At 60.5% G+C, this 26400-nt stretch carries 25 protein-coding genes; 10 read left to right on the top strand and 15 right to left on the bottom strand.

Annotation, left to right across the window (positions count from 1 at the left end; all coding sequences use genetic code 11):
* Window positions 1–105 precede the first annotated feature (105 nt).
* Window positions 106–1749 carry a flavin-containing monooxygenase gene (locus AC06DS_RS02820; protein WP_477100937.1) on the top strand — a complete coding sequence of 548 codons (1644 nt, stop codon included), beginning with the start codon at window positions 106–108 and terminating at the stop codon, window positions 1747–1749.
* A gap of 659 nt (window positions 1750–2408) precedes the next feature.
* Here the strand turns inward: AC06DS_RS02820 and rplI are convergent.
* The 7 genes from rplI to AC06DS_RS02855 all read right to left on the bottom strand — a co-directional run bounded on the left by rplI (window position 2409) and on the right by AC06DS_RS02855 (window position 9018).
* Window positions 2409–2861: a 50S ribosomal protein L9 gene (gene rplI, locus AC06DS_RS02825; protein ID WP_477100938.1), complete on the bottom strand. Its 453-nt coding sequence runs from the start codon at window positions 2859–2861 to the stop codon at window positions 2409–2411.
* A gap of 82 nt (window positions 2862–2943) precedes the next feature.
* Complete coding sequence (locus AC06DS_RS02830) at window positions 2944–3546, bottom strand: single-stranded DNA-binding protein (RefSeq protein WP_005292478.1); 603 nt, start codon at window positions 3544–3546, stop codon at window positions 2944–2946.
* A 142-nt stretch (window positions 3547–3688) separates the two neighbouring features.
* The gene (gene rpsF, locus AC06DS_RS02835; protein ID WP_293792073.1) at window positions 3689–3985 is read right to left on the bottom strand and encodes a 30S ribosomal protein S6; all 297 of its coding nucleotides are present in this window, start codon (window positions 3983–3985) and stop codon (window positions 3689–3691) included.
* Between the two features lie 185 nt (window positions 3986–4170).
* Window positions 4171–4353, bottom strand: a complete 183-nt coding sequence (locus AC06DS_RS02840) for a hypothetical protein (protein ID WP_448307877.1) — start codon at window positions 4351–4353, stop codon at window positions 4171–4173.
* Complete coding sequence (locus AC06DS_RS02845; protein WP_477100939.1) at window positions 4346–5857, bottom strand: glycosyltransferase family 87 protein; 1512 nt, start codon at window positions 5855–5857, stop codon at window positions 4346–4348. The genes AC06DS_RS02840 and AC06DS_RS02845 overlap by 8 nt, the downstream gene beginning before the upstream one ends.
* 4 nt (window positions 5858–5861) lie before the next feature.
* A complete protein-coding gene (locus AC06DS_RS02850) occupies window positions 5862–8618 on the bottom strand; it encodes a transglycosylase domain-containing protein (protein ID WP_477100940.1) in 2757 nt (918 codons plus the stop codon).
* Window positions 8611–9018: a DUF5318 family protein gene (locus AC06DS_RS02855; protein WP_477100941.1), complete on the bottom strand. Its 408-nt coding sequence runs from the start codon at window positions 9016–9018 to the stop codon at window positions 8611–8613. Before AC06DS_RS02855 ends, AC06DS_RS02850 begins: the two co-directional genes overlap by 8 nt.
* A gap of 123 nt (window positions 9019–9141) precedes the next feature.
* On the opposite strand from AC06DS_RS02855, the gene AC06DS_RS02860 reads away from it, so the two are divergent.
* The 4 genes from AC06DS_RS02860 to AC06DS_RS02875 all read left to right on the top strand — a co-directional run bounded on the left by AC06DS_RS02860 (window position 9142) and on the right by AC06DS_RS02875 (window position 12443).
* Window positions 9142–10233 carry an inositol-3-phosphate synthase gene (locus tag AC06DS_RS02860; protein ID WP_448307882.1) on the top strand — a complete coding sequence of 364 codons (1092 nt, stop codon included), beginning with the start codon at window positions 9142–9144 and terminating at the stop codon, window positions 10231–10233.
* A 228-nt stretch (window positions 10234–10461) separates the two neighbouring features.
* Window positions 10462–10929 carry a MarR family winged helix-turn-helix transcriptional regulator gene (locus AC06DS_RS02865; RefSeq protein ID WP_448307883.1) on the top strand — a complete coding sequence of 156 codons (468 nt, stop codon included), beginning with the start codon at window positions 10462–10464 and terminating at the stop codon, window positions 10927–10929.
* Between the two features lie 26 nt (window positions 10930–10955).
* A complete protein-coding gene (locus AC06DS_RS02870) occupies window positions 10956–11885 on the top strand; it encodes a universal stress protein (RefSeq protein WP_448307884.1) in 930 nt (309 codons plus the stop codon).
* Between the two features lie 39 nt (window positions 11886–11924).
* A complete protein-coding gene (locus AC06DS_RS02875; protein WP_477100942.1) occupies window positions 11925–12443 on the top strand; it encodes a hypothetical protein in 519 nt (172 codons plus the stop codon).
* A 16-nt stretch (window positions 12444–12459) separates the two neighbouring features.
* Here the strand turns inward: AC06DS_RS02875 and AC06DS_RS02880 are convergent, their stop codons facing one another.
* Window positions 12460–15387 carry a leucine--tRNA ligase gene (locus AC06DS_RS02880; protein WP_477100943.1) on the bottom strand — a complete coding sequence of 976 codons (2928 nt, stop codon included), beginning with the start codon at window positions 15385–15387 and terminating at the stop codon, window positions 12460–12462.
* 84 nt (window positions 15388–15471) lie between these two features.
* Here AC06DS_RS02880 and AC06DS_RS02885 point away from each other — a divergent pair, with 84 nt between their 5' ends.
* The 3 genes from AC06DS_RS02885 (at window position 15472) to AC06DS_RS02895 (ending at window position 18430) form a co-directional block, all read left to right on the top strand.
* Window positions 15472–16092, top strand: coding sequence for an SdpI family protein (locus tag AC06DS_RS02885; RefSeq protein WP_477100944.1), 621 nt, complete (start codon window positions 15472–15474; stop codon window positions 16090–16092).
* 316 nt (window positions 16093–16408) lie between these two features.
* Window positions 16409–17338, top strand: coding sequence for a ribokinase (locus AC06DS_RS02890; protein WP_293792060.1), 930 nt, complete (start codon window positions 16409–16411; stop codon window positions 17336–17338).
* A gap of 117 nt (window positions 17339–17455) precedes the next feature.
* Window positions 17456–18430, top strand: a complete 975-nt coding sequence (locus AC06DS_RS02895; protein WP_477101168.1) for a nucleoside hydrolase — start codon at window positions 17456–17458, stop codon at window positions 18428–18430.
* A 113-nt stretch (window positions 18431–18543) separates the two neighbouring features.
* Here AC06DS_RS02895 and AC06DS_RS02900 read toward each other — a convergent pair whose 3' ends face one another.
* The 3 genes from AC06DS_RS02900 to AC06DS_RS02910 all read right to left on the bottom strand — a co-directional run bounded on the left by AC06DS_RS02900 (window position 18544) and on the right by AC06DS_RS02910 (window position 20752).
* Window positions 18544–18795, bottom strand: coding sequence for a hypothetical protein (locus tag AC06DS_RS02900; protein WP_477100945.1), 252 nt, complete (start codon window positions 18793–18795; stop codon window positions 18544–18546).
* A 234-nt stretch (window positions 18796–19029) separates the two neighbouring features.
* The gene (locus AC06DS_RS02905) at window positions 19030–19332 is read right to left on the bottom strand and encodes a hypothetical protein (RefSeq protein ID WP_293792064.1); all 303 of its coding nucleotides are present in this window, start codon (window positions 19330–19332) and stop codon (window positions 19030–19032) included.
* A gap of 76 nt (window positions 19333–19408) precedes the next feature.
* Entirely contained in the window at window positions 19409–20752 is a 1344-nt protein-coding gene (locus tag AC06DS_RS02910) for an inorganic phosphate transporter (protein ID WP_477100946.1), read from the bottom strand.
* Window positions 20753–21195: 443 nt separating this feature from the next.
* On the opposite strand from AC06DS_RS02910, the gene AC06DS_RS02915 reads away from it, so the two are divergent.
* Window positions 21196–22698, top strand: a complete 1503-nt coding sequence (locus AC06DS_RS02915) for an MFS transporter (RefSeq protein WP_477100947.1) — start codon at window positions 21196–21198, stop codon at window positions 22696–22698.
* Window positions 22699–22803: 105 nt separating this feature from the next.
* Window positions 22804–23817 (top strand): bile acid:sodium symporter family protein, encoded by a 1014-nt coding sequence (locus AC06DS_RS02920; RefSeq protein ID WP_477100948.1) that lies wholly within the window; start codon window positions 22804–22806, stop codon window positions 23815–23817.
* Between the two features lie 22 nt (window positions 23818–23839).
* Here AC06DS_RS02920 and AC06DS_RS02925 read toward each other — a convergent pair whose 3' ends face one another.
* Genes AC06DS_RS02925 through AC06DS_RS02940 form a run of 4 tightly spaced genes read right to left on the bottom strand, consistent with a single transcriptional unit; the run spans window position 23840 to window position 26359 of the window.
* Complete coding sequence (locus AC06DS_RS02925; RefSeq protein ID WP_293792068.1) at window positions 23840–24400, bottom strand: NUDIX hydrolase; 561 nt, start codon at window positions 24398–24400, stop codon at window positions 23840–23842.
* A 48-nt stretch (window positions 24401–24448) separates the two neighbouring features.
* A complete protein-coding gene (locus AC06DS_RS02930; protein ID WP_477100949.1) occupies window positions 24449–24826 on the bottom strand; it encodes a branched-chain amino acid transporter permease in 378 nt (125 codons plus the stop codon).
* Window positions 24827–25594: an AzlC family ABC transporter permease gene (locus AC06DS_RS02935; protein WP_476728214.1), complete on the bottom strand. Its 768-nt coding sequence runs from the start codon at window positions 25592–25594 to the stop codon at window positions 24827–24829.
* Complete coding sequence (locus AC06DS_RS02940; protein ID WP_477100950.1) at window positions 25595–26359, bottom strand: hypothetical protein; 765 nt, start codon at window positions 26357–26359, stop codon at window positions 25595–25597.
* Between the last annotated feature and the right edge of the window lie 41 nt (window positions 26360–26400).

Raw genomic sequence — 26400 nt, forward strand, 5'->3', positions numbered from 1 at the left:
GCCCTTATCCCCTCCTCAGGCATTGCCTAATTTTCAGTTTGCTGAGCGGAAGCAAAATATTGGTTCTCCCACGAGACGTCACCATTGTGAACTAGCCTGTTCCCCATGAACGCAACGCCCGACCACTCCACAGCCGACCAAACCTCCACCGCGACCACTCCCCTGCCCGCCCTCGCAAACGCTAGCGCCGAACACCCCCTCGACCTCCTTATCGTCGGCGCAGGCCTCTCTGGCATCGACATCGCCTACCACGTCTCCAAAAACTTCCCTTCCTGGAACTGGGCAGCCGTCGATTCCAACTACGACGTCGGCGGTACCTGGGCCACCTTCCAATACCCCGGAATCCGTTCAGATTCCGACATGGCCACGTTCTCCCTCCCCTTCAAGAAATGGCCGCACAAGGGCACGCTCGGCTCCGGCAAGCAAATCCGCGACTACTGTCACGAAGCCGCCGCCGAAATCGGCATGTTCGACCGCCTACAGCTATCCACCTGGGTCGAATCCGTAAACTTCCACACCGACCGCGGGCTGTGGGAGGTCACCATGCGCCTCGGTCGCACAGGCCACGCAAACTCCGAAGGCACCGACGACTCCGGCCTCGCGCAGCCCACCCTCACCACGTGGACGCGTCGCCTCCACTTCGCCACCGGATACTACCGCCATTCGGAGGGCTTTACCGCGCAAATTGAGGGCGTCGATACCTTCCAAGGCACCGCCCTACACCCACAACAATGGCCCCGCGACCTCGACGTGCGCGGAAAGAAGGTTACCGTGATTGGCTCCGGAGCCACGGCAATTACGCTGGTTCCGGCGCTGCATTCGATGGGCGCGGACGTCACGATGCTGCAGCGTACTCCCACGTACATTGCCCCGCTGCCGGAGACGGACACGATCAGCTCCCTCGTCGGCCTGGGTCTCAGCACACAGCCGGGCACATTCGGCCATCGTTTGGCCCGCAGCCTGCATATTGGGCGCGACATGGCGCAGTACCACCTATGCCAGACATTCCCCAGCATCGCGAAGTTGGTGTTCCGGGGCTGGAATCGTCTGTACCTGCCCGCTGACGAGGTGCGCCGGAACTTCACTCCCCCGTATGGGCCGTGGGATCAGCGCGTCTGCAAGTCCCCCGGCGGCGACTTCTTTAAGGCCGTGCGGGGTGGGGCGCGAGTCGTTACCGACCACATCGACCGCGTTGACGCAGGTGGGGTGCGGTTGCGCTCCGGCGGGTACATCGAAGCCGATGTTTTGGTGATCGCCACGGGGCTGCAGCTTTTGGCCTTTGGTGACGCCAACTTCTCCGTGGACGGCACTCCCGTACCGACCGAATCTCTGGTGGCTTATCGTGCCATGATGGCCAATCGCCTGCCGAATTTCTCGTACACCATTGGGTATTTGAACCAGTCGTGGACGCTGCGCGCGGATATGACTTCGCGCTATTTGGTGCAGCTGTGGAAGGACATGGAAGCGCGGGGCGAGCAGTGGGCTTGCCCGCTGTTGCCCGCCGGAGAGGCCGCTGACCTGCCGCTTTTGGAGATGTCCAGTGGTTATATTCAGCGGAGCGTGGCGATTCTGCCGCGTCAGAGTGCTGGGGATCCGTGGCGGATGGAGCAGGATTACATCAAGGAGCGGCGCACCTACACGGGCGCGGACAACAAGCATGACATGGCATTTGGTGTGGAGGCTTTGAAGGCTGCGGCGCCGCTGGCGGCTGGAGAGGGCGGCGGCGGTGCCGCTGAGCTGCGACAATAGCTCTGGCTGTGGTGGCCCTGGTTGCGGACACCGGCTCCGGCAGTGGTAGCCCTGGTATGCGGACCCTGGCTCCGGCAGTGGTAGCCCTGGTATGCGGCCAACAGCTTCGGCGGTGGTCCTTCCCCGTAGCATCAGAGGTCCTTCCCTAACCCCAGCGCGGGCGAGTTTGTGTGCTTCAGAACGGAAAATGTCGCTAGAACGGGAATCTATTAACCGCAGCGGTTTTCATTAATGCGAACCCGCAGGTCACAGCGCTGAAGAATTTTCTAAACTTTTCAGCCGCCCGCCACATTCCCGATCTAACGACATTCCTGGCCCGCCGGAGCCGTTCCAGGCACCAAACCGGCCCCACATTCCCGACCTAACGACATTCCGGGCAAGGTTCGCCGTGGCGTCCAAAAGCCCCAACCTGCACCCCGGTAACGGAAAAGACCCCACGCATAGGTGCGTGGGGCCTTAACCTGCTGTTGTCTAAGTTAGAAAAGTTTTCTTCTGGTGCGTTCTAGTTATTGGCGCATCATCGCATTTCAGGGCATTAAATCCGGCCGAGCCGCCGAAAAATCAGCCACCCGTGTTGTCTAGGCACGGGCAAAAGGGGCTCGCAGGAATGCCTTGCCCTGCCGGTCACCGGAAAACGGCGAAACCGGACAGTTGCGAACTTACGCGGAAACAACCTCGAAGCTCAGGGATGCAACGATGCCTTCGTGCAGCTGAACGTCCACAGAGTAAACGCCGGTTGCCTTAACATCGCCCTTGCGCAGCTTGATGCTGTGCTTGTCCAGGGAACGACCGTTGGCCTTCTTCACTGCATCAACAATGTTGTCTGCGGTGACAGAGCCGAACATCTTGCCGGTCTCTGCAGTGCGAACCGAGATGGTCACGCCAGACAGGTTCTCCAGCTCTTCCTTAACCTCGCGTGCGTGATCCAGGTCGCGAATCTGTCGTGCTTCCTGCGCGCGCTTAATTCCTTCGATCTGCTTCTCAGCACCGCGGGTTGCAACGATTGCATAGCCGCGCGGAAGCAGGTAGTTACGTCCGTAGCCAGCCTTGACCTCTACGATGTCGCCGGGGACACCGAGGTTGTCAACGTTGGCGGTGAGGATCAGCTTCATGATCCAGCCTTTCGTTGTGCTTTGGTTCGACCAATTATGTTCAAAAAATTTAACGCTGACCAGCGACTTTTAAGCCAACCGATCAGAATGGCGGTTCGTCGTCGCCATCACCAAATCCGGACTGTGGTGCAGAGTTCCACGGGTCATCGTCCATGGCAGCGTTGCGGCCACCGAAGCCCTGGTTGTTCTGTCCCCGATTACCTTGACCCTGGCCGCCGGCATTGCCGCCACCAAAGCCACCCTGGCCGCCAGCATTGCCGCCGCCAAAGCCACCGTTTCCACCGTTGCCCTGACCCTGGCCACCCTGGCCTCCTCCACGGAACGACTTATTAATGTCCGCAGTTGCGAAGCGCAGCGACGGGCCTACCTCTTCGACCTCAATCTCGAAGACAGTACGGCGCTCGCCATTGCGATCGTCGTAGGAGCGCTGGCGCAGACGGCCAGTCACGATCACGCGGTCGCCCTTGCTCAGGCTGTTGGCCACGTTCTCGGCAGGTTGACGCCACACGTTGCAGGTCAAAAACAGCGGCTCACCGTCGACGAATTGACCAGCTTGCTGGTCGTAGCGACGAGGTGTGGAAGCCACGCGGAAGTTTGCAACTGCAGCTCCGTTGGGCGTGTAGCGCAATTCCGGATCCGCAACGATGTTGCCGACCACAGTGATCTGGGTGTCTCCCTGTGCCATGTTTCTTTCCTAACGTTGTGTGGTGAAGGGCGGTTGAGCAGTGTTTAGTCCTGTTCGAGCCCCGTTAGAACCCTGTTCAGGTCTGTTTAGGTGTAGGTACAGTCCGTTTGGAGCCTGTAGCTCGCCTCAATGGCGATTGTAGCTACTGGTCCTTCCGCAGCACCTTGGTGCGCAGAATCTGGTCGTTGATGTTGAGCAGGCGGTCGATTTCCAGCACGGTAGCCGACTCACACTTCAGGTCGAGAACTACGTAGATGCCCTCGTCCTTCTTGTTGATCGGGTACTCGAGGCGACGCTTGCCCCAGATATCAACCTTTTCCACGGTACCGTTTTCCTTGCGGACAATATCCAAGTACTTGTCCAGCGACGGGGCAACGGTGCGTTCATCCTGGGAAGGGTCGATGATGATCATCATCTCGTATTGACGCACGGACCTCATCACCTCCTATGGTCTTGTGTTTCGGCCATACCCCTTTTGGGCATGGCAGGAGGGTCGTTGCGTCAGCAACGTTCCCAGCCTACCTGGTGCCCCCCGATTTAAGAAATGCCCCGTCGCGCGACCTGACCCCGCGCTACTAACCCCTTGCTTCCCGTCCCCGCGCTACTGACCCGTATCGCCGACCATTACGCCGCGACGAATACCGCCAAGCTCACCGGCACAATTGTCAGGAACACGATGGCGATGCAGAACAACGTCCACACCTGCTTCTTCGACTTGCCGTACATAAAGCTGGCGAAGCTGCCGCCGAAGAACAGAAATCCCGTGAATACGCTCGCCATGGTGATCAATACGGTCGTGTTATCCATCGTTGTTCTCTTTCTTCGTAGCACCCACTTTTTTCTTTGTGACGCCCATTTCTCCGTCGCCACCATCGTCGAGTACACCGGCCAATGGATCACGGCCAGCGTGTGCATCGCGTACCGGGTCGGGGATCCGTCCCATGATCTGTCGGATCACCAGCACCGCCATGTACACCAGCAGCGCCAGTCGCAGCACGGTCACGCTATCGACCAGCCAATTGGGTGCTGCTTGGTTGGAGGGTAGGAATTGCCACATGCGCAGGTACCAGTAGACGGCCTCCAGAGCCGCCCAGCCAAAGACGAGTCGCCAGCGGGGGAGTGCCAGCACCAGCAACGGCACGAGCCAGATGGAGTACTGGGGGCTCCACACTTTATTAGTAATCATGAAGGCCAAGGTGGCCAGGAATGCTACCTGAGCTACTCGCGGGGTTCGCGGCGCGGCGAAAATGACTAGCCATGCCAGTGCTAGCAACACGAGGAGAAGCAGTACGCCGGTCAGCAGGTTCAGCGCATCAGCGCCTTCAACAGACTTCGAGGGGGACACGCCGTTCCAGGCGTCATTACCCATGATGTGTGCAATGACGGCATAGATGGTCGAGCCTTCCCAGCCGCGTTCGGAGTTCAGTCGGAAGAACTCAGACCAGCCTGTCGGCGCGAGGAGGATGATCGGCAGGTTCACAGCGATCCAACTGCCGAGGGTTCCGCCGACTAGCTTGGCCAATGGACCCCAGGTGCGCTGGCGCAGGCAGAGCAGGATCAACGCTCCGCCGATGAAGGCAGGCCACAGCTTTAGAGCCACGCCCACGCCGGTAGCCACACCCGCCCAGCCGGGGCGGCGGTTGGCCCAGAAGCTAAAGATAGCGACGGCGGCGGCACAGGCCAGCAGGTCGAAGTTCGTGAATGCGTGGACGATGACCAGGGGAGAGGCTGCCATCAGCAGGGTGTCCCATACCCGGTTGCCGGTCAGCTTCGTCATGAGACCGGTCGCGACCATCCAAAAGAGGCCTAGGAAGAATGCGTTAACGCCGAAGTAGATCGCTGCAGAATCAGCCGTCGGCAAGGGAAGGAAGTCCCACACCACGCCTACCGGCTGGGCGATAACCGCCACAAGCCACTGGTACAAACCGGTAAGCACCGGGTATTCCATGTACCTGGTGGCGTCGTCACCGTCAGTAAAAGAAGTTAAATAGGGGAAGTCGAGTGTATCCAGCCCGTGACTGCCGAATAGCGAAATCGTGTCGGAGTAGCAGGCGGAGGTGAATTGGCGCTTCCCGGACCAGTCAATATAGGGGAGCCCCTCAGAGTCAAAAGCTGTGCGGAGGCATTGGGCCTTCTGTAGCCATCCAAATGCCAGGAAGGTGGCGGCGGTGGCCAGAAGTACGCGTAGGGGAGTCCACCACCGGGTCCGCCCGATGAGGGCATGGGCGCCGGGTGGTCCGCCGATGAAGCGGATGAAGCCCTGCGCCATCGGCTCGGTGCGGGAGGGCAGTACTCGCTGCTCGGCGGTCATTTTTCTATTGGTTGAGGAATCCATCGATCAGGTCTTGTAGATCGTTGTTCGCCGGCGGGTTACCGCCCCGCGGGGCGGGTTGGCGCGGTGCCGGCTGCGGCGACTGGGGGGAAGGGGGTGCGGCTGGTGCAGGGGATTCTGGCTCCGTCTGTGCTTCGCCCTCGGTTCCGGCCCCAGCGGCCGCGCCAGCGCCAGCGTCAGCGCCAGTGTCAGCGCCACCGCCACCGCTGTAGGCACCGGAGCTGCCTGACGAGGCAGCTGCTCCGGTACCAAACTGCTCGATCTCGGAATCTGCCAGCTGGCGATCCAGCACACCCTTCCAAATCTGGGCGGGCAAGCCGGAACCGTACATAATGCCGCCGTAGCTGTTGTGAATTGGCTTGCCGTCGGCAGTACCAACCCACACTGCGGTGGAGAGCTGCGGGGTGGAGCCCAGCATCCAGGCATCCTTGTTCTCGCCCGTGTCACCCAGCTGCGCGGTACCAGTCTTGGCTGCAGATGGGCGACCACCGGCCAGCACGTTGCCATTGGAGTAGGCGGCGATGGGCTGCATCGCCTGGATCACTCCGTTGGCAACTTCCTCGGAGACTACGCGGTCGCCGTCGTCTTTAGTGTTATCCAGCAGGACATCACCGTTGGAGTTCTCCACCTTCTGTACAAAGTGCGGACGGTGGTAGACGCCGCCGTTGGTCATGGTCGCCAGGGCGGTGGCCATATCCAGCGGGCTGGACTGGTACATGCCCAGGGTAATGCCATCGGCGGGCTTGCCGTTCTTCTCCTGGAGCGTCTTGCCCACGCCCGGTAGCTCCTCTGCCACGCCCAGGCGGTGCGCCATATCGGCCACATCTTGCGGGCCGCCCTTCAGCGATTGGGTCAGACGGATGAAGCTGGTATTCAGCGACTGCTTTAGCGCCTCGGCGATGGAACAGGTGCCACAGCTGGCGCCACCAACGTTTGTAACCTGCGCATCACCGGTCATGACAGGGGAGGAGTCGAATTGGTCGTAGATGCTGCCGCCCTGGTCGAGGTATGCGGCCAGCGTGAAGATCTTAAACGTCGAACCAGTCTGTAGACCTGCACCGGCGAAGTCGAAACCGACTGGGTCATCGCCGCCGTACCAGGAGCGCACTCCACCGGTCTTCGGATCCACCGAAACAACGGCGGTGCGTAGGCCCTTCTGTTGGCCTTCCATCTTCTTGTGGATTTCATCCACTGCTTCGGCTTGCATCTTCGGGTCGATGGTGGTGGTGATCTTCAGGCCACCCGTGTTCACCTGTTCCTCGGTGATGCCGGCCTGCTCAAGCTCTTCAATAACCTTCGTCTTGATCAGTCCGTTGGTACCCGCGGCCTGAGTGCTCTCGGCGGTCTCCGCCGGATCCTTTACCTTCGGGTAAACGGCGTTCTTGCGGTCGGCCTCCTTCATCGCACCAATGCCCACCATGCCGTCGAGCACGTAGTTCCAGCGCGATTCGGCGCGTTCACGGTTCGTCCATGGATCCAGGCCAGAGGGTGCCTGAATAGTTGCGGCCAGCACCGCGCCTTCCTCCGGGCTGAGCTCCTTGACGTCCTTATCAAAGTAAGCATGCGCCGCTGCGCTAATGCCATAGGCATTGCGCCCGAAGTAAATGGTGTTCAGGTAGGCCTCGAGGATCTCGTCCTTCGACCATTCGCGAGCCATCTTTGCGGAAATCACCAGCTCTTTCGCCTTTCGGCTCAAGCTGAATTCGTCACCCACCAGCGCGTTCTTCACATACTGCTGGGTGATCGTCGAACCGCCACCTGCGCCATCGCGGCCCAGCACCTGGCCGACAGCTGCGCGGGCAAAGCCGGAAACTGAGAAACCAGGGTTGCTGTAGAACTCGCGGTCCTCAGCGGCCAGAACGGCCTGGCGCACTGCCATTGGCACTTCGTCCAATTTCACGTTCTGGCGGTTGCCCTCCGGCGGCACGATGCGCGCCAGCTCAGTGTTGTTATCACTCGCCATGATGTAGGAGATCTGGTTGTTCACCAGCTCTTCCGGCTCTGGCACCTTCGTCACCGAATAGGCCGTAAAGAAGGCCACCAGCGGCACGATAATCATGACCGCCATCACGGCAGCCAACCCTGCAAAAAAGTTGCGCAGGGTTCGCTTGTCGCGCCAACTGCGCTTCTTACGTGTTCTTGCCTTTAGCTTTCCTTCGCCCACGGAGCGGCTCCCATCCTTCTTCATCCGAGTCTGCGGACCATTCTTCTGCAGTCCGTTTCTCTGCGGACCGTTCTTTTGGGGCCTCTTGTTTTGTGACGCCACCGCGCCAGCAGCAGCTCGACGCTTGCCCGGCTGTGCACTGCGATTCTGGCCCGGCTTACGCGCGCCCGGCCTACCTGGCTGGCCTGCCTGGCTGACCCTGCTTCTCTGCCCGACCCGGTGCTGTCCGGACTTACCTGGCTGGCCCTGTCCGACACGCCGCTGACCCGGTCTACCAGGCCTACCCGGCTGACCCGACCGACTTGGCTGGCCCTGTCCGGCGCGACGCTGACCAGGCGCACCGCCTTGTGCAGCTTTGCGGGAACCCGGCTTGCCGCCCTTAGCGGCCCGGTGCTGGTTCAACCGGCCTGGCTGTCCAGACTTACCTGGCTGCCCCTGCCCGGCACGGCTCTGCCCCGGCTTGCCCGGTTGCCCCGGCTTCCGCTGTCCACTCCGGCCGTTGCTGGAGCGGCCACTACCGGAATTACCGGCACCACCGCGGGAGTAAGGGTTCTTGGACGGCTTGTCGCTACTCAACTAGACGAGTCTCCTGATTATCGATCGTGATTCCGATCAGCTCTTCTCGGATCAAGTGATTCCATCTACACTTCATGCACACTTCAACGGTGTGTATCGAAAACTCAGCATTCTGCTGTTTATCCACGAGTGTCTCAATCACACCATTGATCTCTCTTACACTACGCGCTGTACCCGACTTTTCACCTAATACAGTGCCGTGAATCCACTGCGTTTCCTTTAAATAAGGCTTTCCACACACCGGACACGGGCGATCAACTGCCCGTCCTAGAACCTCCGCGGAGGATAGGAGCCGCGGGGTGGCGTCACCAATAAAGCGCTCGACCGCACGCACCTCGGATAGGGCGCGACGGCGATCGAGTGACCTATCAAGAACCCTTCGCGAAATCGACACACCCATATTGTAAACACGCTCCGGACAACCCCTTCTCCCCGTAGCTTGATCGATAAACCGGGCTAGCTTGATCGGTTAACCTGCCGATGAAGAGCAGTTTTCCGCGGCTCTCGCCCTACGGTTGTCCGCATGACTACGAATACTTGCAACATCGCTATCGTGGGGCTCGGTAACTGCGCGACCTCGCTGATTCAGGGAATCCACCTTTATTCTGACGCCGATGCGTCCCAGGACGTCCCAGGTCTCATGCACACCAAGTTCGGCCCCTACTCGGTGGGCGACGTGCGCGTGACCGCTGCCTTCGACGTAGACGCGGACAAGGTTGGCAAAGACGTTTCTGAGGCGATCTATGCAGGCATGAACTGCACCATTAAGATCGCCGATGTCCCGCACACCGGCGTGACCGTCCAGCGTGGCCACACCTTTGATGGCCTCGGCCGCCACTACCAGGAGAGCATCACCGAATCCGACGCAGAACCCGTCGACGTGCCGCAGGCCCTGCGGGACGCGAACGTAGACGTGCTGGTCAGCTACCTGCCAGTCGGTTCTGAAGAGGCCGACCGCTTCTACGCACAGTGCGCCATCGACGCAGGCTGTGCCTTCGTGAACGCCCTGCCGGTCTTTATCGCCTCCGATCCGGAGTGGGCGGAGAAGTTCCGCGCCGCTGGCCTGCCGATCGTTGGCGACGACATCAAGTCCCAGGTCGGCGCTACTATCACCCACCGTGTGCTGGCACGTTTGTTCGAGGAGCGCGGCGTGCGCCTGGAGCGCACCATGCAGCTGAACGTCGGCGGCAACATGGACTTTAAGAACATGCTGGATCGTGATCGCCTGGAGTCCAAGAAGATCTCCAAGACCCAGGCCGTCACGTCCAACCTGCAGGAAGGCCCGCTGGCCGGCAAGGTACACGACCGGAACGTCCACATCGGCCCCTCGGACTACGTGGAGTGGCTGGACGATCGCAAGTGGGCTTATGTCCGCCTCGAGGGCTCCGCATTCGGCGAAGTTCCACTGAACCTGGAGTACAAACTGGAGGTCTGGGACTCCCCGAACTCCGCGGGCATCATCATCGACGCTGTGCGCGCCGCCAAGATCGCGCTGGATAGGGGAGTGGCCGGCCCGGTCGACGCTGCCTCTAGCTACCTAATGAAGTCTCCGCCCGTGCAGCTGCCGGACGATGTCGCCCGCGCGCAGCTGGAGGAGTTCATTAACGGGGCATAGCACCTTTACCCTGTCCCGGCGCAACAACCCTGTGCGCCCTGTGCACCCTGCGCCCCTGTACTCCTGCACCCCTGCACCCCACCCAAGGCGGTGGGGTAATTCGTTTCGATGCACAGCTCCGCAACAGCGAACGTCACCGCTATTCACCGCTTTCAGATGGGGGCAAAACCTCCGTGTCCAGCGCCCCGCTTGTGCATTTACAACCAAAACTGTTGTATTTTAGTACCTATGGCTTCCACACCCTTAGAAATCGCCAAAGAATTGCGCCTCCCTCTGACGCGGCTGTACCTGCTGTACTTCCGCCAGACAGAGAACTCGCACATCAGTATGGCGCAACTTTCCATCCTCATGATCCTCGAGGAGAACGGCCCGATGCGCATCAGCCAAATCGCGGCCACCGAGACGATCCGGATGCCCACCGCCTCTAACGCTGTTAACCAGCTAGAGACAATGGACCTGGTCACTCGCGTACGCGACACTTCCGACCGCCGCGGCGTCAGCGTCACCCTGACCGATAAGGGACGCGAAGAGCTGCGTCGCCTTTCCGAAGAACGCGCCGAGCAACTCTCCAGCATGCTGGCTAGCCTCAGCGATGAAGAACTCAAGGAAGTAGCAAAGGCCACCCCAGTTATCGAACTGGTGCTACGTCGCTACACTGAGGCTATAGAGGCAAAGCTGAACAACGACCAGCACTAGAAGCTGGAGCTAGCGAGCAAACTTCCTTGAGCAACACCCCTAAGTCCCACGATCCCCTCCGCCTGCTCCTTACGTGGCGTCCGGAATCTGCCGGTGACGAAGCCGCGCAGGTCGCAGCCTGGCTCGGCCGCACGGAAACCGTGGCAGTGCGCACTGCAACCGTCATTTCGCGTTCCTGGACCGCACAGCCCGAGCTGGAGTTCGATAACTACTCACAGTGGATCGAAAAGGAATCAAAGGCAGTCTCCTCCGCCGCGCAGAAGGCTCTTGACCTGGCAAAATTGCCGGATTCTATGCTTGACGCCGACGAGCCCTCCTCCGTCACTGTCGATCACTCGGAGACGAAGGCTCTTATCGACGCCGCCACCGAGTTCAACGCCGACATGATGATCTTGGGCTCCCATCCTGCCGCGCCGCATTCTCGCTTTAGGATCGGCTCGACGGCGGATGCTTTGCTGCATTACGCTCCGCTGCCTTTGCTATTGGCTCCGCGGACGCCGAAGTTGTCGAAACGTGGCGTCACCAGGGTCAATTGCTGTTACATCGACACCGATCAGTCGCATGAGGCCCTGCGTCGCGCCGCCGATCTGGCGCACCGGTGGAATGTGCCGCTGCGGCTGGTGGCGTTTAGCCCACGCGGGGCAACGATGTACCCGACGGAGACGGAATTTATCGATAACTCAGACATGATGGTCGAATGGCGCGAGCAGGCGCTGGCACTGCTGGATCGCGGACGTGACCGCGCGCTGAACCGGCACGGCGACCTGACTGTGCAGATGGAAGTCGGTAGCGGCTATGGCTGGTCCGGCGCGATCAATGCCCTGAAGTGGAAGAAGGGCGATCTGCTGGTCATGGGGTCCAGCACATTGGGTGGTTTCCACCGCGTGTTCATCGGCCCGTCGACAAACCAGATTCTGCGCCACAGTCCGGTACCGGTGCTGCTGAGCACGGTCTAAGTCTTAAGCCATTACCCGGCGTGTAGATTTGAGGGCATTATGAGCACTGATGGTTTGAACGATAGCCCCTCACCTGCTGATAAACCGAGCCCTGACGCCGATCCTCGTGCGAACGACCTGGATTTTCCGAGTGAGCTCTCCGACCTTGATCGTCCAGGCGCGCCCTCGGAGCTCGACTACGAAGCCGACCCTTTGCTCCGCCTGGAGCGCAACAATAAGTCCACCCGCCAGGCGATACGGTTCTTCATCGGCGTGATTGTGTCGACCACGCTATCCGCCATTTTGATTTGGGTGGCCTCGAAGGCCGTTGGCGGGCCGTACTGCGAGGCTGATTCCTCCGCTCAGCTGTGTAGCCGCACGTTCCAGCTGCTCTTCGCTATCGTTCCTACCTCGCTGGCGTTTTTCGGCCTGTTCGGCTCGGCCTTTATCACCTATTACAAGTGGAAGAAGCACCAGCGCTGGCGCCCATGGGTGGCGGTGATCTGGTTCATTATGCCGTTCTGCATGGCTTGGATCACGTCAGTTGGCGCCTACCTGATCCTCGACCACAACCTCTAAAAGGCGCCGCCGCGCGCTACTTTGCGACGACGTTCACCATCTTGCCCGGCACGACGATGATCTTCGCCACCGTCTTACCCTCGATGTGCGCTGCCACGTTCGGTTCTTCCAGCGCAGCGGCCTCAATGTCCTCTCGTGAAGCATCCGCCGCCACGTTGATGCGGCCACGTAGCTTGCCCATAACCTGCACGGGCAGCTCGATGGTGTCATCCACCAGCCACTTCTCGTCCCACTCCGGGAAGGGAACGTAAGTGATGCCATCGGCGTGCCCCAGCACCTCCCACATCTCCTCGGCAATGTGCGGAGCCACCGGTGCAAGCATCTGCACTAGCGGTTCCACGGCCGCACGCGGAGTCTGTCCCGTGGAGTACGTCTTCGTCAGGTAATTCACGTACTCGATCAGCTTCGCGACGGCTGTGTTGTCGCGCAGCTCTGCATAGTTCTCGTGAACGCCCTGGACGGTCCTGTGCAGAACCTTCAGGTCATCATCCGTGAGGGCGTCATCGCTCACAGAGCACTCACCCGTGTTCTCATCCACGGCGAGGCGCCACGCGCGCTGCAGGAAGCGCTGCGCACCCACCACGTCCTTCGTCGCCCATGGTCGCGACGTGTCGAGTGGACCCATCGCCATCTCGTATACGCGCAGGGTGTCCGCACCGTAGTCATCGCAGATCTCGTCTGGCGAGACCGCGTTCTTCAGGGACTTGCCCATCTTGCCGTATTCCTGGAATACCTCTTCTTCCTTGTCGACGCCCTCAGCGTCATCGGCTGTGCGAACCCAGAAGAACTTACCGTCGCGCTCGGTGACCTCTTCTGCAGGTACGTATACGCCGCGGGAATCCGTGTAGGCATAAGCCTGGATATAGCCCTGGTTGTACAGGCGGTAGTAGGGCTCGAAGCTGGAGACAACACCCAGGTCAAAGAGCACCTTGTGCCAGAAACGGGCATACAGCAGGTGCAGCACGGCGTGTTCCACGCCGCCCACGTACAGATCCACACCGCCAGAGGGGCGACCTTCGCGCGGGCCAACCCAGTAACGCTCATTTTCGATGTCTACCAGGGCATTGTCGTTATTCGGGTCGATGTAGCGCAACTGGTACCACGAGGAACCCGCCCACTGCGGCATGACGTTCGTGTCCCGGTAGTAGGTTTTCTCGCCGTCGCCGAGATCCAGGGTGACCTCAACCCACTCCTTAGCCTTGGCCAGTGGGGGCTGCGGTGCAGAGTCCTTGTCTTCCGGGTCAAAGCTGACGGGCTTGTAGTCCTCTACTTCCGGCAGTTCGACGGGAAGCATCTCCTCCGGCAGGGCGTGCGCCACGCCGTTCTCGTCATAAACGATGGGGAAGGGTTCACCCCAGTAGCGCTGGCGGGCGAACAGCCAGTCCCGCAGCTTGTACTGGATCTTGCCACTGCCGGTGCCCTTGGCTTCCAGCCATTCAATGGCCTTGTCGATGGCCTCAGCCTTGCCCAGTCCATTGAGCTCCAGGCCATCGGAGTTGTTGGAGTTGATGTGCGGACCGTCTTCGGTGAACGCCTCCGTCATTTCGGCTCCGTCCCCGGCCTCAGAGCCAGCTTCAGCGCCCTCAGCGGACAGCACCGGCACAATTGGCAGCCCGAACTCGGTGGCGAACTCAAAGTCGCGCGTGTCATGCGCCGGCACGGCCATGATCGCGCCGGTGCCATAACCCGTCAGCACATAGTCCGCGATGAAGACTGGCACCTGTGCACCATTGACTGGATTGGTGGCATAAACGCCCAGGAAAACGCCCGTCTTTTCCTTATTCTCCTGACGCTCCAGATCTGACTTGGCGGCGATTGCCGCACGGTATGCCTCCACTGCAGCAGTCGGGTTCGCCTGCCCATAGGTCCACCGTGGGTCAACATCCGCGTAGGCGTCATCACCCGCAGAAGAACCAGCCTGCGCGACGAGGGTATCGACCAGCTCGTGTTCCGGGGCCAGCACCATATACGTCGCACCGAAGAGCGTGTCCGGGCGGGTGGTGAAGACATCAATGTCGTGGCCGAGGCAGTCAAATGTAACCTCCGCACCACGGGAACGGCCGATCCAGTTGCGCTGCATCGACTTCACCTTCTCCGGCCAGTCGAGGTACTCAAGGTCGTCGATCAGCCGCTCGGAGTACGCGGTGATACGCATCATCCACTGCTGTAGGTTTTTGCGGAAGACCGGGAAGTTTCCGCGCTCGGAGCGCCCTTCCGCCGTAACTTCTTCGTTGGCCAGTACTGTGCCCAGGCCGGGGCACCAGTTCACCGTGGAGTTGGAGCGGTAGACCAAGCGGTGGCTATCCAGGATCTCCTGCTTCTCGACAGCGCTGAGCTCCGCCCAGTCGGCACGCTCGGTGGCCAGCTTCTCTTCCAGCTCGGAGATGGGGCGGGCCTTACCCAGGGTGCCGTTGGCGTTCTTGGCCTCCGGGTCGAACCAGGAGTTGTAAATCTGCAGGAAAATCCACTGAGTCCAGCGGTAGTAGTCGGTATCCGTGGTGGCGAAACTGCGGCGCTTGTCGTGTCCCAGACCCAGGCGACCCAGCTGGCGTTCCATATTGGAGATATTCGCCATGGTGGTGGTGCGCGGGTGGGTGCCCGTCTGCACGGCATATTGTTCGGCAGGCAGGCCAAACGCATCATAACCCAGCGTATGCAGGACATTTGCGCCCTTCATGCGGTGGAATCGCGCGAACACGTCCGTGCCGATGTAGCCCAGCGGGTGGCCAACGTGCAGGCCCACACCGGAGGGGTAGGGGAACATGTCCTGGATAAACTTGCGATCCTCCGGCAGCTCCGTGCCCGGCTCGGCTAGGTCGCCCGTGGGGTTCGGGGCGTTAAATGTGCCGTTATCGGCCCAGTGCTTCTGCCACCTGGCCTCGATCTTGGCCGCGAGGTCAGGCGTATAGCGGTAGGAATTGTCTGCAGTGCTGCCGTTCGTCATGGTTAAACAGTCTAGTAGGTCGCCCGGACAGGGCAGGTTATTGCGTTTGGCTTGTTGGCCACCTGCGGTAATAGACTGTTTTCCATGATCGTCTTGACCGTCGTGTTGGTATTAGTGGGGCTGGCTTTCTTCGTCGCGGGGCTGCTGGGAGCAATGGGGAAGCTGCCGGGGAATCCAGTGGTTGGCCTGCGAGTTCCGGAGGTGCGTAAGTCCGAGGAACTCTGGATCACCGCACACAAGATCGTCGGCCCGGCTTGGATGGGCGCGGGTGCGGCATTCCTGGGCGCGGCGCTGATCACCTTGAAGGTGAGCGGCTGGATGTGGTTGGTCTTCGCATTGTTGCTGATCGGTGCCGTATTTTTGATCGGCCTGGGCTCTGCTCTGGGCGCCCACACCGTCGCACGCCTGGATGCCCGTGCCGCTCAGCTCGAGGCCGCCGATTCTTCCTGTTGCTCTAGCGGTGACGCCACCTCGGACTCCTGCTGCTCCGGTTCCAGCGAGGCTGCCGATGCTGCTACCGGCGCAGCATGCTGTACTTCACCCGGCGAAGCGACCGGTAAGGCGGGCGGTACCGTCAGCGCGGAGGCGTGCGCCAGCGGGCAGGCCTGCGGCAGCTGCTCTTTGAACGGTTCCTGTGAGGGCGGCGGCGTGGACTGGGAAGCTGCGAAGCGCGCAGCGTCCGCCCAGGATTCGGCACGGCGCTAAGCCACAGTTCACTTTCGCCGGGGGCTTTTTCTGCCCTCGGCAGGGTGCAGGGCAAGGACAATGTCGTTAGAACGGGAATGTGTTAAAGGGAATGATTCCCACTTGTGCATTTGCGCAGGTCAGGGCCTTGCAAAAAAATTTTTCCTCGACTTTTTGCTCATAGATTCCCGATTCAGCGACATCTGGCCGCGCTGAACCCCCGGATGAGTCTCCAGGGGAGCCCACACACTGCCCCGCAACCAGCCTGCAGACGACCCCAGCCAACCCCCGCCCAACCCTCGCCCAACCCTCGCCCAACGCAGTACCCTGGGGAGGCATGAGAGACAGCAACGCCACCGTCGTCGTATCAGGCACCACTAACGTAGATACCTTCGTCACCGTCCAAAACTTCCCTCTACCAGGGGAAACTACCATTGCAAAACCCGGCATAGAGGGTCTCGGCGGAAAGGGCGCTAATCAGGCGGCAGCGTGCGCACATATGGGCGTCAATACCGTCCTTTTGTCTGCGGTAGGCAACGACCCACAGGGCGAGCTGGCCCTGCAGCAGCTGCGCGAACACGGTGTGAACACCGACTACTTAGTCACGAGTAGGCAGCCGACGGGGCGCGCATTCATCATGAACGATCCCAGCGGTGAGAACATCATCATCGTCACTTCCGGCGCAAACGAGCTGGTCAGCCCCGCCCAGCAGCGCGAAACTGTCGACGAGCTGCGACGCCAGGGGCCGGTGCCGATTGTCCTGGCGCAAGGCGAGCTCACCCCTGAACACAGTGCGGAACTGCCGAAACTGGTGGCGAACTCGGACACTCGACTGGTGCTGAACCTCGCGCCGGTAACCACGCGCGATCCCGAACTACTGGCCGCTGCCGACCCACTAGTCCTGAACGAAGGCGAGGCCGCCGCCGTGCTCGACGCCGCCCCCGGCACTCCTGTCGAGGACCTTATCGAAGACCTGCGGGCCACGGCCCGCTCCGTCGTCGTTACTTTGGGGCAGCGTGGTGCGCTGATCTTGGAAAAGGACGCCGAACCGGTGCACATTCCCGCCGTCTACGTCGAACATGTCGTAGACACCACTGGTGCAGGTGATGCCTTCTGCGGCACGCTCGCCGCCGCGCTGGCACAAGGGGAGACCCTCGTGGATGCCTGCACGCTGGGAGCGGCAGCCGGGGCACTGGCCACGCAGAAGCGCGGAGCCGCTGGAAGCTACGCCACTGAAAACGAAATCCGTCGCCTAGGGGATGCTTAAATGACTGCAAATGCCAACACCGTGCCAGCTAACTCTGTGCCAACCAACACCGTGCCAACCAACTCCGTACGAAAGATCATCCTCGACTGCGATCCTGGCCACGACGACGCCATTGCGATGCTGCTGGCCTGGGGGAACCCAAATCTCGACCTGCTGGCAGTCACCACGGTGGCGGGTAACCAGACGTTAGAAAAGGTCACCAAGAATGCGCTGGCGCTGGCGAAAGTCGGCAACATCACCGGCATTCCCTTCGCCGCCGGAGCCGACCGGCCGCTGGTGGCACCGCAGATCATCCCGGAGGAAATTCACGGAGACAGCGGCCTGGACGGCCCCCAGCTACCCACCCCTGGCGCTGAACGAGACCCGCGCCACGCAGTTAACCTCATTGCAGACATCATCCGGGACAACGAGCCGGGAACTGTCACCATCGTCCCGACAGGAGCTTTGACCAACATCGCCCTGTTCGCCCGCATGTATCCGGAACTGGTTGAACGGGTAGGTGGCGTCACCCTGATGGGCGGAGCGCACCACGCGGGCAACATGACTGCCAGCGCCGAGTTCAACATCCTGGCGGATCCGGAGGCCGCGAAGATCGTGTTCGGCGCGGGTTGGCCTGTGACGATGGTGGGGCTGGACGTCACTCACAAGGTGCTGGCCACGCCCGAGCGGATGGCACAACTGACGAGCGTCGGCACTGATGTAGCGACCTTCATCGCAGAACTGGTGGAGTTTTTCGGCGCGGCCTATATGAAGGAGCGGCACTACCCAGGCCCGCCGATGCACGACCCTCTGGCCGTGGCAGCCGTCGCGGATCCGCAGGTCGTACGCACTGTGCTAGCACCGATTGACGTAGAGACGCAGGGTCAGTTCACGCGCGGAGCGACTGTCGTGGATCTGCGGCGCACATGGGGCAGCCAGGAAGGTGGTCAGGATCCGACCGCACTGGGCATGGCCGATGATTCTGATGTTTCTAGTGCCGACGCCACTACGGCTCCGTTGCGCACACGCGTTGCGGTGGACGTCGACGCGGATCGGTTCTGGGATTTGCTGGTCGATGCGCTGCAACGCATCGGCAACACGGACTTTGCATAGTCCTTACACTGCATAGTCCTCACACTGCGCAGTCCGCACACTGCGCAGTCCGCACACTGCGCAGTCCGCACACTGCACATGCTGGCGCGGAATGTGAGGAGGTGCTGTGCTTCTTAGCACAGCCAGCCGAAGGCCAACAGGTAGTTCTCCGTGTCGAGGAGGTCTTCTACGCTGGCCTCATGCCCCAAGACAGTGCGGTAGGCGTTAGCGATATCGCTGGTGGTCGCGGGGATCGTATCGTTCGCGAACAGCTCCATCGCAATACGCTCCTCGGTCTGAACGCCATTGAGCACGTCCAAGCCGGTCCCGGTGGAGCTCGTGAATGCTGTCGAAACCTTGCTGAAGATCTCATTGAAGGTCATCATTTGGCTCACCTCTTTACTTTCGAATTTGAATGGTGCCTTCGCAATGCGGTGGCTCTTCTGGAGATACCGCATTTGTTACAACGGTTGAATTTACCAACAAATTTCCAAAAGTCCACAATTTTCCGGAATCTTGACAGAAAAAGTACAAACGGCCTGCAAAGTGAAGTAGATCACTTCGCAGGCCGTTTGGCGATAGTCGTGTGTCTGAAGCCGGGGCTCTCAACCCCGGTGTTTTTAGTGGTGGCCAGACATACCTGGGAACAGGTTCCAGCCGAAGTAGTGGTTCAGGGAATCCTTCGCCACCCAGACGATACCCAGCAGGATCACGGCTGCCAGTACCGCGTACACGGTCCAGCCGAGAACCTTCATCTGCGTCGAGGCCTCGGTATCTCCAACGATGACACCGTTATCGTCGCGGATAGGGTCACCAGTCATGCAGCGCATGCCAAGGGAGAACAGAACAGGAATACCAGCGCCGAACAGAAGAGCCAGGGCAGCGACTCGGATGATGGCCTGGAAAATTTCAGGGGCAGTCATTGTTCTTCACACTTTCTGTGTTTTTAGCTTTGGCTCCAACGAGCCAAGGTGGGGCTTGTGTGCCTGTGTGTTGTGGCTACTTGCCGTCGTTGCCTAGGCCAGGGTGCTTGGGGTCTGCAACGACCTCAGCGACAGTGTCAGAAGGGGTGGGGTAACCGGCTCCGACCATCTCCGGATCATGCTCGGTAGTGGGCTGGCGATCGGTGGTCTTGGCAGCGGCTGCGGTGGTACCGGTCTTCATGGAGGAGTCGACAGACTCGGAGTCCGGATCCCAATCGTCGTTGACGTTGTTAGCGTCAACCGGGTTCATGCGGGCGCGGATGATGATTGCTGCAGCCATAGCGATCAGCAGGATGAAGTCAACGATCACACCGCCCATGGTGTTGGTCATCTTGGACACGCCGGTGGCGACCCACCAGGATGCGAAGCCGACAAACGCGGCACACGGCAGGGTAATCAGCCATGCAGCGACCATGCGCATTGCCACGCCCCAGCGGACCTTCGCACCCTTGCGGCCCAGGCCGGTACCCAGGATGGAGCCGGTGGAGACGTGAGTGGTGGACAGTGCCATGCCGCCTGCAGCGGAGGTCAGGATGATAGCTGCGGAGCTGGACTCTGCGGCCATGCCCTGCGGGGACTCGATCTCGACCAGACCCTTACCCAGGGTGCGGATCACACGCCAGCCGCCGGACAGGGTGCCGGCTGCGATGGCAACTGCACAAGCAATGATGACCCAGGTCGGGATGCGGGCGGCTTCGTCGGCGGAGCCGGCTGCAACCAGCGCCAGGAAGATAACACCCATGGTCTTCTGGGCGTCACCAGCACCGTGCGCGAGGGAGACCAGGCAGGCCGTGACGATCTGTCCGTGGCGGAAGTGCTCGTTCTTCACCTTGTTCGGAATGGTGTTCGTCACCCAGTAGATCATGAAGGTGCCGACAGCGGAGACCATTGCAGCGATGAACGGGGAGGCAACCGCAGGCACGATGATCTTGCCCAGGATGGAGCTCCAGGCCACGCCACCGGTGCCCAGGGCAGCGAAAGCGGCGCCGATGAGTCCACCGAACAGAGCGTGAGACGAGCTGGAGGGCAGACCCAGCAGCCAGGTAAATAGGTTCCAGAAGATGCCACCGATCAGACCGGTGAACACGACAAGGAGCAGCGCGTCGCCATCCCCGCTATTCGCCAAGTCATAAGAATCAAGGTTGACGATGCCCTTGGCGACTGTGGCGGCAACGTTGACGGACAAGAACGCACCGACCAGGTTTAGGGCAGCGGAAATAGCTACTGCAGTGAAGGGCTTCAAGGCACCGGTAGCGATGGACGTAGCCATCGCGTTAGCGGTGTCGTGGAAGCCATTGGTGAAGTCAAAAGCTAGTGCGGTGAGCACTACGATGACCATGATGATGAGCGTCGTTGTCACGACAGTGACCCCTTAAACATTAAGTTACTGCTATTAATGGCGATGAGATCGGAATAAGTTGGTCGCAGGCCACTCGCGTGGTTCCTGTAGTTTTCCGACAGTGAGTTAAGCTACTCCGCCCCTAAAGCCTCAACAACATTGCGGATCTTAACCCCTTCCTAGCACCAGCGACCCCCCAGGTATCAGACATAACTGCTGGTCAAGATGATTCTATGGGCTTCATTTCGCCCCCAACGCGTCCTCAATCGACTACCTCGTTATCGATTTGTCCAACAATATTCACTCACGCGACGACCTTTATTAATACTCTGTTTACCTTTAGATAAGTGGCAAGCGCCTCAATGGCCAGACCTTATCGTCGCGCTAACTATGCATTACAGTGCTAACTACACGTGCTAGCTACACGTTTTGCAGAAATCTTTAAGCACTCTCGGGGGTTGCCCATGAATTCCACCAATCCGTCCTCTGCCGACCGCGCCCCGGCAGACGCGCCCGGCGCGACCACTGGCAAAACTGGCACTGCCGTCTCGCCCGACCCGATAGATTCCCGCCCTGGCGGAATCGGCCTGCTGATGACTGTGCTCATCACCGCGGCAATCGCTTTCCAGCTCAATGCTTCCATGCTCTCCCCAGTGCTAGCGACTATGGCCCGCGAGCTAAATACAGATGAAGCCGCCACCGGCCTCACCCAAACCGCGTTCTTCACCGGCGGCGCGATGTGTGGCCTATTCCTACCGCGCCTGTCGGATATCGTCGGCCGCCGCAAAATCCTCGTCATCATGCTCGGCGTAATGTCCCTCGGCGGACTCATCGCCGCGCTGGCACCCAATATCGGCGTGCTGATGGTTGCCCGTGCCATGCAGGGCATCGCCGGCCCGACAATTCCCATGACCCTCATCATCTTGCGCAGCCAGGTGAAGGAAGAGGTGCGCCTCGGCACCCTCATGGGTCTGCTGGCAGCCATCAACGGTGGCGTAGCGGGCATCGACGTTATCCTCGCCGGCTGGCTGGCAGAAAACTACGGCTTCCGCTCTGTATTCTGGCTCATCGCCATTATTGGCATCATCGCCACCGTCGTTGTCGCATTCGGTGCACCGGAATCTAAGCCTTCGGACAATGTGAAAATGGACTGGGCTGGCGCTGCGCTACTAGTGATTTCGGTGCTGTGCATCACGCTGGGCGTCAACGAGGCCGGCAAGGCCGGGGAGGCAAACTGGCTGTACGTCATTGCCATGCTGATCATCGGCCCCGCGGTATTCCTGGGCTTCTGGAAATACGAAGGCCGCCACTCGCAGCCGTTGGTCGCCCCGAAGTACCTGGCCCGCCGCCACACATGGGCGCTGCTGGCCACTACCGTGCTTACCATGACCGGCGTGTTCGCCGCAGTCAACGGTGTGGCAATCTCCTTGGCACAGAACCCAGATGCAGGTTTCGGCCTGGAGGCCGACAAGGCCTCGCTGTGGCTGCTGACCCCCTACGCCCTCGTCGGCTGGGCAGTAGGCCCCTTCGCAGGCCGATGGGCTCCAAGGGTGGGCTATGGACGGCTGATCATCATCGCCAACATCGCCAGCGCGGTGCTGATGCTGGGGCTCGCATTCGTCGGCGTAAAGTCTCTGGCAGTTCTGATCATCATTGTCATCCTGCTGGGCATCACCTACGCGGGTGTCGGCAACATTGTCATCAACAACCTCGGTGTCGTGAACTCACCGAAGGATAACGAGGGCTTCCTGCCCGGCATGAACTCCGCGGGCTTCAACCTCGGCGCCGGCGTATCCTTCGCCATCCTGCCGGTCTTCCAGGTCGCCGGCTCTCCCCAAGGCTCGGACTCCGTAGCGGGCTACACCACGGCGTTTATCGCCGCCGCGGTCATCTTGGGCATCGCTGCGACTGTAGCATCGCTCATCCCCAAGCAGACTGTCGCGGAGCTCGACCGCGCCATCGTCTAAACCACACGCCCATCTAGCTGGCACACTCCGCCCCTATCCGGCGCCTGCAACGTTTCTCGACGTTTGCGGTTCGCGGGAATAGGGGCGTCAATAATATAGAGACACATGGCAGAAAAACTTCCGCTGTGGCAGCGCATCATCAATTACCGGCCAGACTTCCTCATTATCCTGATCGTCATCGCGGTCATGGCCGCGGTGATTGTGCCCGTGCGCGGCGAGGCCGCGGATGTCGCAAGTATCTTGACGAAGATTGCCATCGCCTTCCTATTCTTTCTCTATGGCGCACGGCTTTCCCCACAAGAAGCGCTCAAGGGTCTGCTGCATTGGCGACTTCACCTGCTGATCATGGCGTTCACTTTCGTGGTCTTCCCACTCATCGGCGTAGCCATGATGCCGCTCAAGGGAATCGTCGGAAATGAGCTCTACCTGGGGATTCTATTCTGTACCCTGGTGCCGTCGACGGTGCAGTCCTCAGTCGCATTCACCAGCATCGCGCGAGGCCACGTCGCCGCCTCGATCGTCGCAGCGAGCGTCTCTAGCCTGCTAGGTGTTCTATTCACACCGCTGCTGGTGCTGTTCCTGATGTCTTCTTCGGAAGGTTTTCATATTGACGCCAGCACTTTCCTGGACATCGGCGTGCAACTGCTGCTGCCTTTTGCCATTGGCCAGCTCTTGCGCAGGTGGGTATACAAGTTTGCGGCGTCAAAGGCGACGAAAAAGGTGGATCAGATTTCCATCGGCCTGGTGGTGTACGTCAGCTTCTCGGAGGGCATTGTCTCCGGCGTGTGGGGCTCCGTCAGCTGGCTTACCATCGTTGGCTTGGTAGTGGGCTCCATCGCGCTGGTTCACGTGATGCTCGGGATTACCAGCTTCACCTCCCGAAAGTTGGGCTTCGACTATGCAGACCAGGTAGCTATTCAGTTCGCTGGCACCAAGAAGTCCCTGGCCTCCGGGCTACCGATGGCGGCAGTGATGTTCGGGGGAGCAAGCCTTGGCATGATGATCCTGCCGCTGATGATCTTCCACCAGGTGCAGCTTGTGATCTGCTCCATGCGCGCCAGTTCCTATGCCACGCGGTTCCCAGAGGGAGGGCAAACCGTCGGCGCGCACACCTGGTAAAGCGGAGAACTTCACGGCATAGCTATTCCGGTTTCTGCAGCCGCTTTACATATCCCATGCGCGGACGGAACCCGGCAGGGTGCTTCATCTGCGCCACCGCATCGGCCACAACCAGGCGGAAGCGCGGCTGCATCGGGGGCATTTGCGAGATCGAATACCAGCCAACCTGGGTGGACTCGTCGTCGCCAACCACTGGTTCGTCGTTGAACTCGCCGGTCTCGGGGTCGGGGATGACCGTGCAGCGCACGGTGGTATCCACATAACTCGTCACATCCCCGTTCGGATACTCGATCGGCCCAACTTGCCCCACGCCCAGCAACGCATCGACCTGCACATTTAGACCGGTTTCCTCCCTCACCTCGCGGATCGCCGCAAGATGGGGCTCTTCACGCGGATCAACAATGCCAGTCACGGGCGTCCACTGCCCGTCGTCGGCGCGCTTGACCAGCAGCACCTCTGGCACAGCCCATATTGGTGCATCCTCCGGGACGTCACGGATGACAATGGCCGTCACACCCGGCAGCCACAGCTCATCGTGGCCGATTTTCTTGCGCAGTTCGACGATAAATTCTGGGGTCGGCATGGGCGCTATTCTACGGTGCTGGGGCGGCAGGCGACGGGGGAGGGGGCGTCAAAAAACAAGGTTAACCAGGACTAGATACAGCACCGTGCCCAAAAGAATCGACAAGGTTGTCGAACGGCGCCAGAGATGCAAAGCGACAGTGAAAACCAGGGCGATGCCGACCGCCGTCAGTCCGCCCGGCGCGCTGGCCTGGCCGGAGACGGTGTAGATGACCAGGAGAGTCATCACGCCGACGGGCATTGCCAGGCCAAGCCATGTGACGAGGTCAGACTCGCGGAAGAAACGGAGGGCGGCGAAAGGCAGACCGCGGAGGGCAAGGGTCACCAGGAAGATTGCACCGAGGATCGCCAGGGTGGGTCCCAGCTGCACCCCTTCGGGCAGTCCAGCGACGGCTAACAATTGCACAGTAGGCACGGGCTCAGCCATCTACTCGACCTCCCGGGACAGGACGTTATCCGCGCCGACCTTCAGCCGCAAAGCACGATCCAAGGGCGGGCACACGAAACGCACGATGAGGCTGAGGAAGTACAGGCTCATGCCAATCACCAGCATGTTGTCAGGTGAGATCAGCAGGCCCACGGCGCCACACAATACGGCCACAATCGGCAGGGAGAGATCCTTGAAGCTCACGAAAGCTTCAATCACCAAGACCGTGAACAGGGCGATCAGCGCAAATTCCATGCCCTGGATCTCGAAGGGAAGAGCGCTTCCGAACAAGGCTCCAACCAGGCCACCGCCGACCCAGCCGACCTGCAGCAGACTCTGCACTGCCAGCACGCGAGCCGTCGACCACCGCGCATCGCGCCGGGCTGCGAGGATCGCATACGTCTCGTCCGTCAGTGCATAGATGCCATATGCCTTAGCCAACCACCCACGCACATGGGCTATGGGGTAGTTCAGAGCGTAGAAGGCATGGCGAAAGTTCACCAAAAATCCGTATAGCGCTGCGCTCAGCGGACCCACACCGCCCGTGACCAGTGAGACAGCCAAGAACTCCATCGAGCCCGCGTAGATGACGAATGAGAAAATCGGCGTCCACCACCATGCAAAGCCGACCTGCGTAATCAGCAGGCCAAAGGCCAGACCCAGCGGCACCATGCCCAAGGCGACCGGCCAGGCGTCGGCGATCCCGGCGCGCCAGTCGCGGTGCGGGTTGCGGCGGTGCACGCTACGGTGCGAGTTGTCTGCGCCCATTTAATTACGCTCTGGGTGGCTCGCCCATGTCACGAACAGGTTGTCGGGGAAGGGGCGCTGCTTCATCAATTGACGCCACGTCTCCGCAGGTCTTTCCGTGAAAACATCCTCGGCGGTTGCGGCCTGCACACCAACGAGCCCGGCATCCACCCAATTACGCAAGTCCTGCAGATCCAGCTGCACATAGCTATGGAAAAGCCTTAAGCCCCGCAGCATGGAGGGGTCCACGTGGCCAACGACCTCCGCGACTTGTTCATCCACGCTCGGCGCTTCTTCGGCAGTGCTGACCAGCAGGAATTGGCCGCGCTTTCCGAAACGTGTGGGGGCGGAGGCGGTGGTGGCGTCAAGTTCCAAACGATCCACATCTAGCAGGCCAACCGCGAGCACAACAGGTTCGTTGTTGCCGCCAATGAAGAAAACCTTTGGCTTGGTGAGCTTGTCCGCGAGAGCGGGGAGGTGATTGGCGGCGGCTTCGCTACTCATGAGGCCTAACTGGACTGCCACAATGGTGCCGCCAGCATCTTCAGAGTCGCCCTGGACCTCCAACACCAGCAGTGCATCCGCGCCAGGCAATCCCGGTTCGGCCAGCACCCCCGGCGCATTGCCGAAGACGGACATGTATTTCTGCAGGTCCTCGGCGGTTGCGTCGATAGATTCGACGTATCCTGCGGGATCCACGACGGTGGCCGGGGATTGGAAGATAACGTCTCCGGGTTGCACGTCGAACGGCAGGTTGGCGTTCAGTTCTTGCTGGTCAGCGTTCACGTCTGCGATCTGCCTTTCTGGGCTTAGTCATTCTGCGCTCA

It is taken from the genome of Corynebacterium sp. TUM25015, from assembly GCF_056393505.1.

What these genes read in the sequence shown, in the direction of transcription:
- AC06DS_RS02920 (WP_477100948.1), top strand. Translation starts at nt 22,804, where the DNA reads ATGGCAGAAAAACTTCCGCTGTGGCAGCGCATCATCAATTACCGGCCA.
- AC06DS_RS02875 (WP_477100942.1), top strand. Translation starts at nt 11,925, where the DNA reads ATGAGCACTGATGGTTTGAACGATAGCCCCTCACCTGCTGATAAACCG.
- AC06DS_RS02930 (WP_477100949.1), bottom strand. Translation starts at nt 24,826, where the DNA reads ATGGCTGAGCCCGTGCCTACTGTGCAATTGTTAGCCGTCGCTGGACTG.
- AC06DS_RS02860 (WP_448307882.1), top strand. Translation starts at nt 9,142, where the DNA reads ATGACTACGAATACTTGCAACATCGCTATCGTGGGGCTCGGTAACTGC.
- AC06DS_RS02925 (WP_293792068.1), bottom strand. Translation starts at nt 24,400, where the DNA reads ATGCCGACCCCAGAATTTATCGTCGAACTGCGCAAGAAAATCGGCCAC.
- AC06DS_RS02905 (WP_293792064.1), bottom strand. Translation starts at nt 19,332, where the DNA reads ATGACTGCCCCTGAAATTTTCCAGGCCATCATCCGAGTCGCTGCCCTG.
- AC06DS_RS02900 (WP_477100945.1), bottom strand. Translation starts at nt 18,795, where the DNA reads ATGATGACCTTCAATGAGATCTTCAGCAAGGTTTCGACAGCATTCACG.
- AC06DS_RS02935 (WP_476728214.1), bottom strand. Translation starts at nt 25,594, where the DNA reads ATGGGCGCAGACAACTCGCACCGTAGCGTGCACCGCCGCAACCCGCAC.
- AC06DS_RS02830 (WP_005292478.1), bottom strand. Translation starts at nt 3,546, where the DNA reads ATGGCACAGGGAGACACCCAGATCACTGTGGTCGGCAACATCGTTGCG.
- AC06DS_RS02865 (WP_448307883.1), top strand. Translation starts at nt 10,462, where the DNA reads ATGGCTTCCACACCCTTAGAAATCGCCAAAGAATTGCGCCTCCCTCTG.
- AC06DS_RS02840 (WP_448307877.1), bottom strand. Translation starts at nt 4,353, where the DNA reads ATGGATAACACGACCGTATTGATCACCATGGCGAGCGTATTCACGGGA.
- AC06DS_RS02890 (WP_293792060.1), top strand. Translation starts at nt 16,409, where the DNA reads ATGAGAGACAGCAACGCCACCGTCGTCGTATCAGGCACCACTAACGTA.
- AC06DS_RS02895 (WP_477101168.1), top strand. Translation starts at nt 17,456, where the DNA reads ATGCTGCTGGCCTGGGGGAACCCAAATCTCGACCTGCTGGCAGTCACC.
- AC06DS_RS02855 (WP_477100941.1), bottom strand. Translation starts at nt 9,018, where the DNA reads ATGGGTGTGTCGATTTCGCGAAGGGTTCTTGATAGGTCACTCGATCGC.
- AC06DS_RS02880 (WP_477100943.1), bottom strand. Translation starts at nt 15,387, where the DNA reads ATGACGAACGGCAGCACTGCAGACAATTCCTACCGCTATACGCCTGAC.
- AC06DS_RS02915 (WP_477100947.1), top strand. Translation starts at nt 21,196, where the DNA reads ATGAATTCCACCAATCCGTCCTCTGCCGACCGCGCCCCGGCAGACGCG.
- rplI (WP_477100938.1), bottom strand. Translation starts at nt 2,861, where the DNA reads ATGAAGCTGATCCTCACCGCCAACGTTGACAACCTCGGTGTCCCCGGC.
- rpsF (WP_293792073.1), bottom strand. Translation starts at nt 3,985, where the DNA reads ATGAGGTCCGTGCGTCAATACGAGATGATGATCATCATCGACCCTTCC.
- AC06DS_RS02885 (WP_477100944.1), top strand. Translation starts at nt 15,472, where the DNA reads ATGATCGTCTTGACCGTCGTGTTGGTATTAGTGGGGCTGGCTTTCTTC.
- AC06DS_RS02845 (WP_477100939.1), bottom strand. Translation starts at nt 5,857, where the DNA reads ATGACCGCCGAGCAGCGAGTACTGCCCTCCCGCACCGAGCCGATGGCG.
- AC06DS_RS02820 (WP_477100937.1), top strand. Translation starts at nt 106, where the DNA reads ATGAACGCAACGCCCGACCACTCCACAGCCGACCAAACCTCCACCGCG.